Source organism: Lentzea sp. NBC_00516, assembly GCF_036346835.1.
GTDB classification, from domain to species: Bacteria; Actinomycetota; Actinomycetes; order Mycobacteriales; family Pseudonocardiaceae; genus Lentzea; species Lentzea sokolovensis.
The window spans coordinates 1,539,435-1,555,408 of sequence record NZ_CP107840.1; the positions used below are offsets into that span (position 1 = coordinate 1,539,435).

The window sequence follows — 15,974 nt, forward strand, 5'->3', positions numbered from 1 at the left end:
TATTCGCCGGTTCCCGGAATCCCCGGCGCGCAACGGCGCCCAGAACAGGTTGGTGAGACGTGGAAATGGCGTCATCGAAGGACGCGTGGAGTCCCACCCTCGGCGTCGAGGAGGAGTTCCTCCTGGTGGACGCGGCGACCGGCGTCGCGGTGAACCGTGCGGACGAGGTCGTCGCCATCGCACGGGAGCAACTGGGTCTTGATCTGCACCACGAACTGACCGGGGCGCAGGTGGAGATCAACACGACCGTGTGCGCCGACGCGGAACAGGCTCGCCGCGAACTGCTCGACCTGCGTCGTCTGGTGGCGCAGGCCGCGCGAACGGCGGGCTGCCGGGCCATCGCCGTCGGGGCTCCGCCGCTGGGGCGCGCGACCGGTGAGATCACGGACAGCCTGCGCTTCCGGCGGATCGCCCGCGAGTTCGGCGCGCTCGCCGAGCAGCAGCTGATCTGCGGATGCCACGTGCACGTCGCCGTGCCCGACCGTGAGACGGCGGTGCAGGTGTGCAACCACGTGCGGCCCTGGTTACCCGTGCTGTCGGCGGTGACCGCGAACTCGCCGTTCTCCGACGGAGAGGACACGGGCTTCTCGAGCTGGCGTTCGACCATCTGGTCGCGTTGGCCGGTTTCCGGCCCGCCGCCGTTCTTCACCTCGTGGCAGCACTACGAAGAGGTCGCCGACACGATGATCAAGGCCGGCACGGCGCTGGACCGGGCGATGGTCTACTGGGACGTCCGCCCCGCTACCGACCTGCCGACCGTGGAGGTGCGGGTCGCGGACGTCGCGGCGACCGCGGACGAGGCGGTGCTGCTCGCGGCGCTCGTTCGCGCCCTGGTCGCTCAGGCCGTGGTGGACGTCGAACGCGGTGTGTCCGCGCCGGACGTTCCACAGGAGACGTTGAGACAGGCGTGCTGGGGTGTGGCCAACGAAGGCCTGCGGGGCGACACCTTCGACGTGCTGTCCGGCGACACCCGGCCGGTGCGCGAGCAGCTGGACGACCTGGTGCGCCGCCTGACCCCTGTGCTGGAGTCCAACGGCGATCTGCCTGCGGTGCAACGAGGTCTGCGGCTGCTGGACGGCGACGGAGGCGGCGCGGACCGGCAGCGCCAGGTGTTCCGCGGGGGCAAGGTGGAGTCGTTGCTCGACCTGCTGGACGTCGACAACGCGGACCGCGCCGAGCCCGACCGGAAGTGCTCCTGACCGGCGATCACCGGCGGTGCGTACGATCGGAGCAACTCGCCGTGGGCGGGCACAGAAGATGAGCGTCCGAGGTCAAGCAGCGAGCCTGTGGCGCATTTGCGAGAGGGCGCGCCGTGAGCGCATTTGGCATGCACGAACAGACCGAGGACGTAAGGACACTTTTTGGGCAGTCCGCCGCTGTTTTCGCGGCGTTCGCAGGCCCGGCACACGCGGTGGAGACCGCCAACCCGCCGTTCCTCGCCACCATCGGCGAGGACCGCACCTACCTCGACCCGCTGCTGGACGAGGTGTACCGCACCGGTGAACCGCGCACCGGCCGTGACATCCGGGTCGTGCTGGGCACCGGGCCGCACGTGCGGGAGTTGTTCTTCGACCTCACCTGCGAACCGCGCCGGGATACGGCCGGCGACGTGGCCGGGGTGACGGTCATCGGCGTGGAGACCACTCAGGTCAAGCACGCCCAACGGCTGATGGCCGAACACCGCGCGTTGCTGGAGCAGATCGCCCGGCAGGCGCCGCTGACCGAGGTGCTCGACGGAATGGCCCGGTGCATCGAGGAACTGGCGCCGGAGGAGGTGCTCGTGTCCGTGCTGCTGGCCGAACCCGACGGCCTGCACCTGCGGCACGGCGCCGCGCCCAGCCTGCCCGCCTTCTACAACGATGCCATCGACGGCATCGCCACGGGTGAAGGCGTCGGTTCCTGCGGCACCGCGGCGCACCGGCGGGAACCGGTCATCGTCACGGACATCGCCACCGACCCGTTCTGGGACGACTTCCGCCATCTGGCCGAGAAGGCTGGGCTGGGTGCCTGCTGGTCCACGCCGATCCTGGCGCGCGACGGCGGCCTGCTGGGCACGTTCGCGATGTACCACCGGGCCCCGCGGGCGCCGCAGGACACCGACCTGGCCCTCATCCGCGTCTTCGCCGGCACCGCTGCCCTGGCCATCGAACGCCACCACACCGAACAGGCGAAACAGGCGGCAGAAGCCCGCCTGGCAGAGGCGATGCGCGTGGAGCAGGAGCTGCGCGCCGACGCCGAGCAACGCGCCACCGCCGCGGCCGAACTCGCCGCCCAGCTGCGCGCGGCCGCGGCGGAGCAGGCCGCCACGCCGCACCCCGAGCACTGCCAGCTCGGCGGCAGGTCCGGGTGCACGGCGGCGGCGGAGGTCAAGGTCGCCGACTCGTGGGGTGACGCGGCCTGGGGCTGCGCCGCCCACGTCGAGGAAGCCCTGATCCACGTGCGATCGGTGTACATCGCCAGCGAGGAACTCGGCGGTCTGGCGGCCTACCGGAACCGGTGAGCCGACGGGCTGGACGAGCAACGTCGTCCAGCCCGTTCACGGCCTGGTTCAGGCTTTTCGCTGCATGCTCTCGCGTGCCGGGTTCGCCTGCTTCTCCGCCTTCGGGTCCTTCTCGTCCTGCTTCGCGCGCACCCCGGCCTCGACCTGCTTGCCGAGGTCCTCGTCGACGTTGCGCCAGTACTCGAACGCGCGGACCAGCACCGGTTCGGACACGCCGTTGAGCAGGTGACCGACGATGTTCTCGGTCAGCCGTGCCCGCGCGTCGTCGTCCAGGACCTTCCGGACCATCGTGCGGGCCTGACCCCAGTCGTCGTCCTCGGCGTGCGAGACGTACGCGGCGCGCACCATGTCGCCCTCCGCCGCCCATCCCGCCGGTGTGCCGTACTGCTCGACGTCGGCGCGTGGGCCGCCCTTGGAGTTCGGCGCGTAGACGGGGTCGGACACGTTCGTCACCCGCATCGCCCCGTCCTTGCTGTAGCTGTGCACGGGCGACTTCGAGGCGTTGACCGGGATCTGCTTGTAGTTCGCGCCGATGCGGTGCCGGTGCGCGTCGGCGTAGGCGAACATCCGGCCCAGCAGCATGCGGTCCGGGCTGGCGCCGATGCCGGGCACCAGGTTGTTCGGCTCGAACGCGGCCTGCTCGATCTCGGTGTGGTGGTCGGTGGGGTTGCGGTCGAGGGTCAGCTTGCCGACCTCGGTCAGCGGGTAGTCCCCGTGCGGCCAGACCTTGGTCAGGTCGAACGGGTTGAACCGGTAGCCCGCCGCCTCGTCGAACGGCATGAGCTGCACGAACAGCGTCCAGCTCGGGTTGTCGCCCTTCGCGATCGACTCGAACAGGTCGCGCGTGTGGTAATCCGTGTCGGCGGAGGCGAGCTGGTCCGCCTCGTCCTGCGTGAAGAACTCGACACCCTGGTCGGTCTTGAAGTGGTACTTCACCCAGAACCGCTCGCCGGCGGCGTTGACCCACATGTAGGTGTGCGAGCTGTAGCCGTTCATGTGCCGCCACGTGCGCGGAATGCCCCGGTCGCCCATCAGCCACGTGACCTGGTGCGCGGACTCCGGTGACAGCGTCCAGAAGTCCCACTGCATGTCGTGGTCGCGCAGGTTGTTGTCGGCGCGCCGCTTCTGCGACCGGATGAAGTGCTGGAACTTCATCGGGTCCTTGATGAAGAAGACCGGCGTGTTGTTGCCGACCATGTCGTACACACCTTCTGAGGTGTAGAACTTCAGCGCGAACCCGCGAGGGTCGCGCCAGGTGTCGGGGCTGCCGCGCTCGCCGGCGACGGTCGAGAACCGCGCCAGCACGTCGGTCGTGACGCCCGGCTGGAACACCGCCGCCCTCGTGAACGACGACACGTCCGCGGTCACCTCGAACCTGCCGAACGCGCCGCTGCCCTTGGCGTGCGGCTGGCGCTCCGGGATGCGCTCGCGGTTGAACTGCGCCATCTGTTCGATGAGGTAGTGGTCCTGCAGGACGATCGGGCCACCGGCGCCGATCGTGAGCGAGTGCTCGTCGCTCTCGACCGGGATGCCGGCGTCGTTGGTGGTGGGAAGGTCAGACATCGGGTCCTCTCAGCTGCTCGGCGCACACGGGTGCGGTAGGCGGACTGGCGAGCCGCTGACCGACGGATCGACCTCACGGCGGTGACGCAAACACGTCCACCGTGAACACGGTCGCGCGAAGCCGAAACACGAAGTTCGTGATCATCACCGATCGAGTGATCTTGCTCGCGTCCGGACGTGCGGATCCGGCCCGGCGTTCTTACGGTCCTGCCAGCGACCGCAAGGCCGCTGCAGCACCAAGGCCCGCCGTGCGCTCACCTGTCCAGCGGCCGGGCCTTGTTCCAGGTCACGGAACACGTCTCCGCCGGACAGGCGCCGTTCGCGGCGAGAGCGCGGCGGAGCCCGAAAAGAGACATGCGTCATCTCAGCGCCACCACCGCCCGCGTCCTGCTCCTCTCCGCTTCCACGGCGGCACTGATCGCGGCGGGCAGCACCATCGCCTCCGCCGCGCCGTCGGTCGACTGGGACCGGATCGCGCAGTGCGAGAGCGGCAACAACTGGTCGACGAACACCGGCAACGGCTACTCCGGCGGACTGCAGTTCAGCCCGTCCACCTGGCAGGCCAACGGCGGCACCGGCAGCGCCCACCAGGCTTCCCGCGAGGAGCAGATCCGCGTCGCGGAACGCGTGCTGGCCAGCCAGGGAATCGGAGCGTGGGGCGCGTGCGGCCGGCGCGGTGGCAGCAGCCCGCAGCCGGTCCGGCAGCGGCAGGTCCCGGTCGGCAGCAAGGCCGTGTCGCGGGTGGCGCCCTTGGTATCGGTGGCCGCGCCCTCCACGAGCAACCCGGACGGCGACTACACGATCAAGCCCGGTGACACGCTGAGCAGCATCGCCGCCGAACTCCGCGTCGACGGGGGCTGGCAGGCGTTGGTGGCCAAGAACTCCCGGTTCCTGACCAACCCGGACCTCATCGGGGTCGGGGACAGGATCGCCACGAAGTAGCACGGGAACGGACCGCTCACCGCTGAACGTGGTGAGCGGTCCGTTCGGCGTCGAGCCCATTGAGACGCAAACTGGTGGGGAAGCGCTTCCATGCTAGGTTCGAGTGAGAGTGACTCACTCGAAACGGAGCAGCCAATGCCGGCTCTTTGGGGTGTTTCTTTCGATGCCACGGCAATGTCCGGAGTGGTGGTCGAGTTTCTCAAGACCACCAGGTCCTTCGCGGACCAGGGTTATCGCGTTCATCTCGATCTCGGGTACGACATCAAGGCCGACAAAGGCCGCTTCTTCCAGGACTATCGGCACGAACGCGTGCCGGACTGGGTGACGCTCGACCGCGTCGACGGCGTCGCGCGCATTGCGGGATACGACCGGGAATTCGTGGCCGCGACACTGGAATCCGTGCGTCGCAACGAGTTGCCCGACACCGATCGCGTCACCGCGGAACTCGCCGACGCGATCGTGCGGACCTGGGAAGACCGCGGTGTCACGCTCGTCGTGGTCGAGAACGGGACGCTGCCGGAGAACGTCGCCTACACGAAGGCGCTTTATCAGGCGATCGCGAGATACGGCGCCGCGCACGAGCTCGGCCGGTTCGTGTTGTGGCGGGATCACGACCTGATGTGGCAGAGCGAGCCGGCGAAGTACGGCAGCTTTCCCTATCCGGCAACGCCTCCTATGGTGAACTCGCCGCACATCCACTACTTCGCCCTGCACGGGGAAGCGAAACGGCGCACGCTCGAATGGATGCCGCAGCTGCGCAATCTCGACGTGCTGCCGAACACCTTCACCCCGCCGACTCGGCCAGGTCGTCCGGACTTCCGTGAACGGCACGGCATCGCGCCGGACACGAAGATCATCGCCAGGTTCACCAGGATCATCCCGCAGAAGCGCATCGATCGGGACCTGCACCTGGTGGCCCAGCTCCCGGGTACGTGCCTGTTCATCGCGGGCGACACCGAGGAGAACCCGGCCGAGACCGCGAAACTCCGTGCACTCGCGGAAGAACTCCAGGTGCCGGTCGTCTTCGGCGGTGTGCTGGAGCCGTGCGAGTCGGCCAGTGCTGAGTTCTCGGTGCGCGATCTGCTCGCGCACGCCGACGTCGTGTCGTTCCTGACGTCGTACGACTACGAGAGCTACGGCAACCCCATCGGCGAGGCGATCGCGGCCGGCGTGCCGTACATCGCGAGCCGTTATGCCTTGTACGACACGGTGTACGCGGGTTTCGAGGCCCCGGTCCTCGACATCCTGGAGCACGACCTGCCGACGCCGGAGTTCGCGCGGCAGGTGCACGATCTCATGACGAACGCGGAGAGGCGGGCGGAAGTGGTGGCGCACAACCGGCAGCTCGGCACGCACACCCGCGAGGTCGCGGACGAGCTGGTGACAACGTTGTACCCGCCCGCGATGGGCGCGGAGGTCCGGCTCAGCGTGGTGCTGCCGGTGTACAACGAGGCCGCGAACATCGACGCCGTGCTGCTGTCGTTGCAGAACCAGGACGACATCGACCCCGGCACCTACGAGATCGTGCTGGTGGACAACAACTCCACGGACGACACGGTCGAGATCGCCCGCAGGTTCGCCGAGAGTTCACCGGTCGACATCCAGGTGATCAGCGAACGCGAGCAGGGCGTCGCGTGCGCGCGCCGGGCGGGCATGGAGTTCGCGGTGCGCAGGAGCAGGAACCGGAAGGACCCCGGCGAGCGCTTCTACCTGATGTCGGCCGACGCGGACTGCCGGGTCGACCGTCGCTGGCTCACCGAGCTCCTCGCGGCGATGGAGAAGGACAAGGCCGCGATCGGCGTGTGCGACTACTACTACAACGCCGAGCACTTCGTTGGCAGGCCACGGCTCTGGGACGCGATCCAGCGCACGTTGCGGTGCCGCGCGGTGACGTTCTCGTTGTTCGGCGGCTTTCCCGACGGCAAGGGCTTCGCGGTGGAGCGCGAGGCCTACGAGGACGTCGGCGGCATCGAGATCTTCTACCAGCTGCAGCACGGCAGGTTCGTCAACCACCTGTCCGACGACTGGGACTTCGGCATCCGGGTCGCGGGCTTCGGCCACGACATCACCTACGCCCCGAAGTCGAAGGTCGAGATCAACCCGCGGCGCGTCAACCACGCCATCGACGAGGTCATCACGGGCCGCGCGTACGGCAACGACGGCATCATCGTGATGCGGGACATCCGGCCAGAGGCACCGCCGGTGACGGTCGACCTCACCGAGGCCGAGGCGGTGCAGGCCTGGGAGTTCTCCATCAAGGACTTCACCCCGAAGAACACCATCCTCCCCGTCCTGCTCACACCGTCCTTTCTGGACGAGGACGCCGTGGTCGAGTTCTTCGGCGAGGACCTCGCGCACCGCTTGGGCGCACGCATCGCGGAGATCAAGGCCGAGATGAGCGTCACCGACTTCCTGCCCATCCACTCGTACAAGACGCCGTCGTACCGGCTCTACCTGGAGTTCCGGGACGAGATCTTCGCCCGGTTGCGTGCGACGGTCGGCGAGGACATCGGCTTCCCGCCACCGCTGCCGGAGTGCTTCGACTCGGTACCGGCCACCAGGTTCGCGGAGTTCGTGAAGTACTACTGCGAGGACCGCGAATCGGGGGAGGCGCACAACTACTTCGGCAATGGAGGCGTGTTCTGATGAACCGAGTCCTGACGAACCCCGAACCGAGGGTGTGGGCGGCCTTGCAGGACCCCGCCAACGCCCACCTGCTCGACTACGTCACCGAAGACCCGTTCGGCGCGCACGTGTTCCCCGGCAACGTCGAGGGTTACGGCGTCGACAACTTCCTCGACGATCTGACCGACCAGCTCGTCGGCACCGCGCCGATCCACCTCTGGTCGTACATCCCCACGTGCGCCTACAAGTGCCGCTTCTGCCAGTACCCGGTCGTGCTGGTCAAGGGCGGCCGCAACGAGCAGAAGCTGACGCAGTGGGTGGACTGGAACATCCGGGAGGCCGAGCTCTGGCTGCAACGCGTGCCGGAGCTGGCGACCGCGCCGGTCGGTGAGTTCAACGTCTTCGGGGGCACCCCGTCGTTGTTGCCGGAGAAGGACATCCGCCGGTTGCTCGACTTCTACCGGGAGAACTTCGGGTTCACCGACGACACGACGATCCGGTTCGAGGGCGACCCCAGCACGTTCACCCCGGCGAAGCTCGAGACCCTGAGGGAACTGGGCTGCACCAAGCTGTCCAGCGGCGTGCAGTCGTTCGACGACGACGTGCTGCGGGAGTGCGGCCGCGAGCACTCGGCGCAGATGTGCGTCGACTTCGTCCGCAACGCGCAGGCCGCCGGGTTCGAGTGGGTCAGCATCGACCTGATGTACGGCCTGCTGGACCAGACCGTCGACAGCGTCAAACGCGACCTCGACGTGGTGCTGGAGAACGAGATCACCGCCGTGGTGTGCACGAAGCTGCACCTGAAGTCCTACGCAGAGACCAGGACTGGGGTGGCAGGCGAGCAGCCGGCGCCGTGGCAACTGCCGCAGTACCGCGAGAAGCTCGTCAAGGACGGTCACTTCTGGCCGACCCTGCAGGAGCAGTACCGGATGCGCGAGGTGCTGACCGACGGCCTGCGCGCCGCCGGCTACACCGAGCACCCCACCATGTACTTCGCCCGCGACGGCCTCGGTCCGGAGAAGTGGAAGTCCATCATGGTGGACCAGGACAAGCAGGAGGCCGAGGTCGCGATCGGCCTCGGTGGCAGCTCCAGTTGCCGCGCCTCCGAGGCGATCACCGACGTGAACTGGAAGAACTACGCCCAGGCCGTCGACGAAGGCAGGGTGCCTCTCGGCTCGGCCACCGGGTTCGACACCACCGCGCAGGAGGCTCGTGCGGTCAAGATGGCGCTGTCGACCCTGCAACCTCTTCGCGCCGATCTGCACAGCTCGTTGTACGGCAGGTCCCTGCACGAGAGTCCGTGGCGGGAGAAGTTCGCTTCCCTGGCCGACCGCGGCCTCGTGTCGGTCGACGCCGGGGGAGTCACGCTGACCGAAGACGGCGAGGTGCTGGTGGAGGCCATCATCAACACGGAGCTGTGAGTCAGGGCAGCGGCCAGTTGCGCAGGGCGGCGTCGGCGAGTTCCTGGAGTTCCGCGGGATCGACGCCGCCGGCGGCCTCCACGGCGATGCCCTGCTGCAGGATCGCGATGTAGCGAGCCAGGAGCGCGGGATCGGTGCCCGCGGGCAGATCTCCCTCCGCGAGTGCTCGCTCGAACCGCTCCCGGATGCGCGCGAAGCCGTTCTTGCGCCAGTCGACGAGGAGAGCGCGCACTTCCCGGCCGGCGTCACCGGTGGCCAGCGCGCCTTGCACGCCCAGACACCCGTGCGGCTGGTCCGCGCGGGTGGTGGTGCGAATGGTGCCGGCGAGCAGCGCCCTGGCGACCCCGAGCGCGGTCGGTTCCGCCAGAGCCAGGGGCACGTACGCGCTCGGGCCCTCGTCGTAGCGCTCCAGAGCCTTGCGGAACAACTGCTCCTTGTTGCCGAAGGTCGCGTACATGCTGGCCGTGGAGATGCCCATCGCCTCGGTCAGGTTGGCCAGGCTGGCGCCCTCGTAGCCCTGCTCCCAGAAGACCAGCAGGGCGCGGTCGAGGGCCTCGTCGGCGTCGAACCCCCTGGGTCGGCCGGTCGCACGGCGCGGAGTGGTCGTCACGTCCGCAGCCTACCTCTTCTGAAGTGATCGCTGCAGAACGTGCTACGGTCGAGTTCTGAAGTGATCGCTCTAGAACTGAGGGGTAGAAGCGCATGACCGTCACGCTGATCACCGGGGCCAACAAGGGCATCGGTTTCGAGACCGCCAAGCAGTTGCTGGAGCTGGGCCACGTCGTCTACGTCGGTGCGCGTGACGCCGAGCGCGGCGAGAAGGCCGCGGCCGAGCTCGGCACCCGGTTCGTCCAGCTCGACGTGACCGACGACGCCTCGGTGGCCGCCGCGCTGGCCGCGATCGACGCCGAGGAGGGACGGCTCGACGTGCTGGTGAACAACGCGGGCATCCTCGCCACCGAGGCTCTCGACGGCCCGATGGCACTGCGCGCCTTCGACACCAACGCGGTGGGGATCGTGCGCGTCACGGAGGCGGCCCTGCCGTTGCTGCGGAAGTCCTCGAACCCGAACGTGGTCAACATTTCCAGCAGCCTGGGGTCGTTCTGGGCGGTGACGAACCCCGAACGGCCCGAGTTCGGCCTGCCGCTGGCGCTCTACGCCGCCTCCAAGTCGGCAGCGACCATGCTGACCGTCCAGTACGCCAAGGCCCATCCGGGCATCAAGTTCAACGCGCTGGAGCCCGGCGCGACCGCCACCGACATGACCGCGGCGTTCGGAATCGGCCGGCCGGTGCAGGAGAGCGCCAGGGTCGTCGTGCGGTTCGCGACCTTCGGGCCGGACGGTCCGACCGGAACCCTGCAGGACGAGTCCGGCGAACTGCCCTGGTGAGTCAGCGGACCGGGCTGATCCCCGCCACGGCCAGCGCCCACAGCCGCTCGGCCGAGGCGGCGGGATCCTGGTGGTGCTCGGTGACCGTCACGATGCCGACGATCATCGTGACCAGTTCGACGACCGTCACGCCGGCGGTCACCGCGCCGTCCTGGATCGCCCTGTGCAGCAGCGGTTTGGCGGCCTCTTCGATGGCCGACGCGCAGGAGTTCCCGTGCACCGGATCGCCTTCGTAGGCCAGTGCCGTGGCGAGCCCGCGTGCCGCCACGCAGTACGCGATCACGTCGTCCAGCCAGGTGAGCAACGAGTCCCGGCTGTCGCCCACGCCGTCGAGCTCGCGGGCCCGGTCGCAGAGGGCCTCGATCCGTTGTGCGGAGACCGCTTCCAGCAGGGCGTGACGGGTCGGGAAGTGCCGTCGCACCGTCGCCGAGCCCACTCCGGCGATGCGAGCGATCTGTTCCAGTGACGCGCCGCCGCCGTGTGCGGCCACCTCCTGCTCGGCCACGGCGAGGATTCGCTCGTAGTTGCGCCGGGCGTCGGCGCGCTGGCGGTCGGCCATGGTCACCCTCTTGCTAAGTGGCGGGGTCCGCCATATCGTAGCGGACGTCTAAACGGCGGGCCCCGCCGTTTATGTTTTCGCTGCTGAGGAGAGCCATGTCCGCACCAGTGCTGGTCACGGGAGCTACCGGAAAGCAGGGCGGTGCCGCTGTGCACGCCCTCAAGGCGGCAGGCGTGCCTGTGCGCGCGTTGGTCCGTGATCCGTCGGCCGATCGTGCGTCCGCACTCGGCGTTGAGCTCGTCGCGGGTGATTTGAACGACCGGGACTCGCTGGTCAGTGCCGCCAAGGGCGCTCGGGCCGTGTTCTCGGTGCAGATGGCCGCGCTGACCGAGGAGGGGTTCGACTTCGCGGGCGAGCTCGCCCAGGCCACCAACCTGCTGGAGGCCGCGGCGGAGGCCGGCGTGCGGCAGTTCATCCAGACCACAGTGGATGGTGCTGGGGAACGCATCACCGACGAGCGCTTCCCGATCCGTGAGGCGTCGCTGAACACCAAGGCCGAGATCCAGGACCGGGTCCGCGCGGCCGGGTTCGAGCGGTGGGCGTTGCTCAAACCCGGCTTCTTCATGGAGAACTTCCTGCCGTCGTCGGCGTTCCTGTTCCCGCGCGGCGTCGAGGGAGGCCTGGTGAGCCTGCTCAAGCCGGACACCCGGCTGTCCCTGGTCGCGGTGCGGGACGTCGGCACCGCGGTCGCGGCCGCCGTTGCCGATCCGGAGCGGTTCGACCGCGTCGAACTGGAGCTCGCGAGCGACCACCTCTCGATGACGGAGATCGCCGCGGTGCTTTCGGACGCGCTCGGCTTCCCGTTGCCGGCACCGGACATGACCTTGGAGGAGGCGTTCGCCGCGGGCATGCCGGAGATGGGTGCCGGACACGACCGGTTGAACGAGACCGGCATGGTGGGACGTCCCTCGTACGCCACGGCGCTCGGGTTGCCGCTCACGAGCTTCGCGGAGTGGGCTGCTGAGACGGTGTCCTGAAGGGGTCCAGCTGCTGGGAAGTCTTAATTTCCTTCGTCGCAATGTTGCGTCGGCTGTGCGGGCTTGAGCACGGTGGAGGGGGTTCGCCGTTCCAGGGAAGGAAGATCGCGATGACCGCACAGCTTTCGAGCAACGGACAGCTTTCGAGCACCGTCACCGTGCACAAACTCGGCGCGGGCATCGGCGCGCGGATCGACGGGGTCCGGCTTGGCGGGGATGTGGCCGTCGAGGTGGTCGCCGAGATCCGGGAGGCGTTGCTGGCCAACAAGGTTGTGTTCTTCCGCGATCAGCAGCACCTTGACGACGCCGGGCAGTTGGCCTTTGCGCGGTTGCTGGGTGAGCCGACGCTGGCGCATCCCACGGTGGCGGGGCAGTCGCACAGCAATGTCCTGGCCATTGACTCCGAGCACGGCAAGGCCAACAGTTGGCACACCGATGTGACGTTCGTCGATCGGGTGCCCGCGATCAGTGTTCTGCGTGCTGTCGAGCTTCCTCCCTACGGTGGCAACACGGTGTGGGCCAACACCGCTCGCGCGTATCTGGAACTGCCGGAGGCGTTGAAGGCGTTGGTGGATCGGCTTTGGGCTGTGCACACCAACGTTTACGACTACGCGGGGCACGTCGACTCGACCCGGATCGGGGGAGTGGACGTGAAGGAGCAGGCCTACCGTGAGGAGTTCGTGTCTCAGCGGTACGAGACCGAGCATCCGGTGGTTCGCGTGCATCCGGAGACCGGGGAGCGGGCGTTGTTGTTGGGGCAGTTCGTGAAGCGGATCGTGGGGGTCAGTCCGTCTGAGTCTCGGGCGATTTTCGAGTTGTTGCAGAATCGGGTTACTCGGTTGGAGAACACCGTGCGGTGGCAGTGGGTGGATGGGGACGTCGCTGTGTGGGACAACCGGGCTACTCAGCACTACGGGGTTGCTGACTATGACGATTTGAGGCGGCGGCTGCATCGGATCACCGTTGCCGGTGATGTGCCGGTCAGTGTGGATGGGGTGGCCAGTACGACGATTGTGGGGGATGCGGGGCACTTTTCTGCGGTTTGACGGCTTGTGTGGGGCTCGTTGCGTGCGGGCCGTTCCTGTTCCAGCGGGGTTGGTCGCGTTCCGTGCGAGTGGTCGCCTTGCGAGGGTGGGCGCGCGGGTAGTGACGAAGTGCGGGGTTGCGATTGGGGCTTGACCTTGAGCCTCTGGCGGGATGCTTGACGGCCGGAAAAGGCCGGGCTGAAAAGCGCCCGGCCGTGCCCATGAGGGGAGCATCCCGCCCCCTCAAGGTAAAGCCCCAATCGCCGTGAGCGGGGTGCACCGCTTACCCGGCGGCCTAGGTTCAGACGGCTCGCTCCGCATCGCCACGCCAGGCTTCGTACGTGGTTGCTTTGCGAGGGGCCGCGCCTGGTGGCACCGCGCGGGTCGTTTTGCGTTGGCGGCAAGGGGGCCGTGCGGGTCGAGTTGCTTTGGTATGCGCCGGTTGGCACCGCGCGGGGGCGAGCGTGGGCGTGATCGATGCCTGCTGGGCATCGGCGTGGCAGGCTTGGGCTGTGGAGTTGAGGCAACTGCGGTATGTGGTGGCGGTGGCCGAGCACCGTCACTTCAGGCGTGCCGCCCAGGCGCTCGGTATGACTCAGCCCTCGCTGTCGCGGCAGGTGGGCGCGGTGGAGCGGGAGTTGGGCACGGCGTTGTTCGAGCGGACTGCGCGTGGCGCTGTGTTGACTGCGGCGGGCGAGGTTTATGTCGTGCATGCTCGGCGTGTGCTGGAGCAGGTTGCCGCTGGGGCGACTGAGGCGCAGCGGGCTGCGCGCGGGCAGACCGGGGCTTTGCGGCTTGGGTTTGTGGGCGAGGCGTTGATCGAGTTGTTGCCGTCGCTGTTGGCGCGGTTTCGGTCTGCTCATCCCGGGGTGCACCTGGAGTGTCGTGAGCTCTCTACGGCGCAGAGTGGTGCCGCGCTGCTTGCGGGTGACATCGATCTGGCGATCAGTCGGGGTGCGCCTACCGGTGATGGCGCGGAGAGGCTGACTGCGGTGCCTGTGGCCGGGGATCACCTTGTTGTCGCGTGCCACCGTGCCCACCCGTTCGCTAGTCGGCCGGCGGTTTCAGTGGAGCAGTTGCGTGGGCAGGCGCTTGTTGCCGCGTCTGCCGCTGACGAACCCGCTGCGGTTCGCGTGTTGCAGCCGTTGCTTGGGGCGGCTAGCGGAGTTACGCATGCTCGTGATGTGCACACGGTGATCGGGCTTGCTGCCTGTGGGATCGGGGTCGGGTTGCTGCCGTCCTCTGCGCGGCGGCTCACTCGGGCGGAGACCGTGATGGTGGAGGTGGAGCCGCCGTTGCGGCTGCCTGACCTCACGATGGCGTTTCGCACCGCGGACGAGTCGCCGCCGCTGGACGCGTTTCTTGCCGTCACGGCTGTGCACTGCCCGGACACGGGCAAGCGGCTCAACCTGTTGATGCTCAAGAGGCATCGGAAAGCGGGTGGGCGGGCATCATCGCCACCTGTGGAGGCCTTCGCCGAGTGAGATTGCGGCATGGCGATCACAACACGGTTCGGCGTGACTTTGGCAGGTTCGGCCGGGTACAACCTGGTGGAGGCCGCTGTGGCCGAAGCCCGCGAAGCCGCCGAGAGCGGCGTGGACTCGGTCTGGATGGGGCAGCGGCTGGATTACGACGCGGTCGGGCTGGCCGGGATCGTCGGCACGCGGGTGCCGGGCATCGACGTCGGGGTGTCGGCGGTGCCGGTTTTCGGTCGTCATCCGTTGCTGGTGTCGAGCCAGGCTCAGACCGCGCAGGCGGCCACCGGAGGTCGGTTCCAACTTGCCGTGGCTCTGGGGGCGCCACCGATCGTCGAGCAGGCGTTCGGGCTGGCCTGGGAACGGCCGGTGGCACGGTTGCGCGAGTTTCTGACCGTGCTGGGGCCGTTGCTTCGTGGTGAGGCGGTTGAGCACGAGGGTGAACTGATCACCGCTCGCTCTCTGCTGCCGACGCATGTTCCCGGCGCGCGGCGCACACCGTTGTTGGTCGCTGCGATGGCTCCCAAGGCCTTGCGCGTCACCGGCGAACTGGCGGACGGGACCGTGCCGTACCTGGCGGGTCCGAAAGCGCTGGCGGAGCACATCATTCCCGCCATCACGGCCGCCGCTGAAGCTGCCGGACGGCCCGCGCCGCGGATCGTCGCCCTTGTGCCGGCCGCGGTCACCACTGACGCTCAGGCACACGACAAGATGGCCGAGGGGCTGTCCTTCTACACGCAGTTCGAGTCCTATCGGCGCGTTCTTGCGCTCAATGACACCGAGAACCCCGTGGACCTCGCGCTGATCGGCGATGAGGACCACGTGGCGAAGGGACTGCGGCAGTATGCCGAGGCTGGGGCCACCGAGATCGTCCTCACCGCGCACCACGACCTCGACGCCGCCACCCAGAGCCGGACCCGGCGGCTGGCCGGTGAACTCGCCAAGTCCGTCAGAAGCCCGTCGCTGTCAGTCGCTTCCAGCTACTGGGAGGACTCCGGCGGCGCCGTGAGCACGCCCCGGTAGCCCAGAGTCTCGCTGTAGACGATGTTGGTCGTGGTGCTGCCGAACGCGATCAGCTCGTCGACGACCTGTTCGAGGTGCCGCATCGAGGTGGCGGCGACCTTGAGCGTGTAGCAGTCGTCACCGGTGGTGCGCAGGCATTCCAGGATCTCGGCGCGGTGCGCGAGCAGCCGGTGCAACGGCCCGTGCTGGTTGCCCGGGTACTTCAGGCGCACCACAGCCAGCACGCCGTAGCCCACCTTGCCGAGGTCCACGGTGGCGCGGTAGCCGGTGATGACACCGATGCTCTCCAGGCGCTTGACGCGTTCGGTGGTGGCCGAGGCGCTGAGACTGACCCGGCGGCCCAGCTCGGTGAGCGGGACGCGGCCGTCCTGCTGCAGCTCGGCGAGGATCGCCCAGTCGGTCTCGTCCAGAGTCTCGGTCATCCCGCCAAACTACCGTGGATTCCACGGCTGAACGGGATTCAAGCCGTGAAGAC

Annotated in this window: 14 protein-coding genes; 10 read left to right on the plus strand and 4 right to left on the minus strand. The window is 68.3% G+C overall.

The annotated features are described in order from the left end of the window. The first annotated feature begins 65 nt into the window (after window positions 1-65). Window positions 66-1,199: a carboxylate-amine ligase gene (locus OG205_RS06765; RefSeq protein ID WP_330275372.1), complete on the plus strand. Its 1,134-nt coding sequence runs from the start codon at window positions 66-68 to the stop codon at window positions 1,197-1,199. Window positions 1,200-1,312: 113 nt separating this feature from the next. Continuing rightward, entirely contained in the window at window positions 1,313-2,500 is a 1,188-nt protein-coding gene (locus OG205_RS06770) for a GAF domain-containing protein (RefSeq protein WP_330275373.1), read from the plus strand. 48 nt (window positions 2,501-2,548) lie between these two features. Here OG205_RS06770 and OG205_RS06775 read toward each other — a convergent pair whose 3' ends face one another. Further along, window positions 2,549-4,063 (minus strand): catalase, encoded by a 1,515-nt coding sequence (locus OG205_RS06775; RefSeq protein ID WP_330275374.1) that lies wholly within the window; start codon window positions 4,061-4,063, stop codon window positions 2,549-2,551. 354 nt (window positions 4,064-4,417) lie between these two features. Between OG205_RS06775 and OG205_RS06780 the strand changes: the two genes are divergently transcribed. From OG205_RS06780 to OG205_RS06790, 3 genes are all read left to right on the plus strand, one after another. Further along, window positions 4,418-5,005 (plus strand): LysM peptidoglycan-binding domain-containing protein, encoded by a 588-nt coding sequence (locus OG205_RS06780; protein ID WP_330275375.1) that lies wholly within the window; start codon window positions 4,418-4,420, stop codon window positions 5,003-5,005. Between the two features lie 186 nt (window positions 5,006-5,191). Beyond that, window positions 5,192-7,651: a glycosyltransferase gene (locus OG205_RS06785; protein WP_330275376.1), complete on the plus strand. Its 2,460-nt coding sequence runs from the start codon at window positions 5,192-5,194 to the stop codon at window positions 7,649-7,651. Further along, entirely contained in the window at window positions 7,651-9,051 is a 1,401-nt protein-coding gene (locus OG205_RS06790) for a radical SAM protein (protein ID WP_330275377.1), read from the plus strand. Before OG205_RS06785 ends, OG205_RS06790 begins: the two co-directional genes overlap by 1 nt. Window position 9,052: 1 nt before the next feature. On the opposite strand, the gene OG205_RS06795 is transcribed toward OG205_RS06790, so the two are convergent. Next, window positions 9,053-9,661 carry a TetR/AcrR family transcriptional regulator gene (locus tag OG205_RS06795; protein ID WP_330275378.1) on the minus strand — a complete coding sequence of 203 codons (609 nt, stop codon included), beginning with the start codon at window positions 9,659-9,661 and terminating at the stop codon, window positions 9,053-9,055. Between the two features lie 92 nt (window positions 9,662-9,753). On the opposite strand from OG205_RS06795, the gene OG205_RS06800 reads away from it, so the two are divergent. Beyond that, window positions 9,754-10,440: an SDR family NAD(P)-dependent oxidoreductase gene (locus tag OG205_RS06800; RefSeq protein WP_330275379.1), complete on the plus strand. Its 687-nt coding sequence runs from the start codon at window positions 9,754-9,756 to the stop codon at window positions 10,438-10,440. A 1-nt stretch (window position 10,441) separates the two neighbouring features. Here the strand turns inward: OG205_RS06800 and OG205_RS06805 are convergent, their stop codons facing one another. After that, window positions 10,442-10,999 (minus strand): TetR/AcrR family transcriptional regulator, encoded by a 558-nt coding sequence (locus OG205_RS06805; RefSeq protein WP_330275380.1) that lies wholly within the window; start codon window positions 10,997-10,999, stop codon window positions 10,442-10,444. Between the two features lie 95 nt (window positions 11,000-11,094). On the opposite strand from OG205_RS06805, the gene OG205_RS06810 reads away from it, so the two are divergent. From OG205_RS06810 to OG205_RS06825, 4 genes are all read left to right on the plus strand, one after another. Further along, window positions 11,095-11,976: an NmrA/HSCARG family protein gene (locus OG205_RS06810; protein WP_330275381.1), complete on the plus strand. Its 882-nt coding sequence runs from the start codon at window positions 11,095-11,097 to the stop codon at window positions 11,974-11,976. A gap of 110 nt (window positions 11,977-12,086) precedes the next feature. Further along, a complete protein-coding gene (locus tag OG205_RS06815) occupies window positions 12,087-13,022 on the plus strand; it encodes a TauD/TfdA dioxygenase family protein (RefSeq protein ID WP_330275382.1) in 936 nt (311 codons plus the stop codon). 443 nt (window positions 13,023-13,465) lie between these two features. Next, a complete protein-coding gene (locus tag OG205_RS06820) occupies window positions 13,466-14,485 on the plus strand; it encodes a LysR family transcriptional regulator (protein ID WP_330275383.1) in 1,020 nt (339 codons plus the stop codon). Window positions 14,486-14,494: 9 nt separating this feature from the next. Next, the gene (locus OG205_RS06825; RefSeq protein WP_330275384.1) at window positions 14,495-15,499 is read left to right on the plus strand and encodes a TIGR03564 family F420-dependent LLM class oxidoreductase; all 1,005 of its coding nucleotides are present in this window, start codon (window positions 14,495-14,497) and stop codon (window positions 15,497-15,499) included. Here OG205_RS06825 and OG205_RS06830 read toward each other — a convergent pair. Then, window positions 15,457-15,921: an Lrp/AsnC family transcriptional regulator gene (locus OG205_RS06830; protein WP_330275385.1), complete on the minus strand. Its 465-nt coding sequence runs from the start codon at window positions 15,919-15,921 to the stop codon at window positions 15,457-15,459. The genes OG205_RS06825 and OG205_RS06830 overlap by 43 nt on opposite strands. Window positions 15,922-15,974: the final 53 nt, after the last annotated feature.

Bases quoted from the DNA above. Each gene is read 5' to 3' on its own strand.
- OG205_RS06765 (WP_330275372.1), top strand. From the start codon at position 66: ATGGCGTCATCGAAGGACGCGTGGAGTCCCACCCTCGGCGTCGAGGAG.
- OG205_RS06775 (WP_330275374.1), bottom strand. From the start codon at position 4,063: ATGTCTGACCTTCCCACCACCAACGACGCCGGCATCCCGGTCGAGAGC.
- OG205_RS06780 (WP_330275375.1), top strand. From the start codon at position 4,418: ATGCGTCATCTCAGCGCCACCACCGCCCGCGTCCTGCTCCTCTCCGCT.
- OG205_RS06790 (WP_330275377.1), top strand. From the start codon at position 7,651: ATGAACCGAGTCCTGACGAACCCCGAACCGAGGGTGTGGGCGGCCTTG.
- OG205_RS06800 (WP_330275379.1), top strand. From the start codon at position 9,754: ATGACCGTCACGCTGATCACCGGGGCCAACAAGGGCATCGGTTTCGAG.
- OG205_RS06805 (WP_330275380.1), bottom strand. From the start codon at position 10,999: ATGGCCGACCGCCAGCGCGCCGACGCCCGGCGCAACTACGAGCGAATC.
- OG205_RS06810 (WP_330275381.1), top strand. From the start codon at position 11,095: ATGTCCGCACCAGTGCTGGTCACGGGAGCTACCGGAAAGCAGGGCGGT.
- OG205_RS06815 (WP_330275382.1), top strand. From the start codon at position 12,087: ATGACCGCACAGCTTTCGAGCAACGGACAGCTTTCGAGCACCGTCACC.
- OG205_RS06825 (WP_330275384.1), top strand. From the start codon at position 14,495: ATGGCGATCACAACACGGTTCGGCGTGACTTTGGCAGGTTCGGCCGGG.
- OG205_RS06830 (WP_330275385.1), bottom strand. From the start codon at position 15,921: ATGACCGAGACTCTGGACGAGACCGACTGGGCGATCCTCGCCGAGCTG.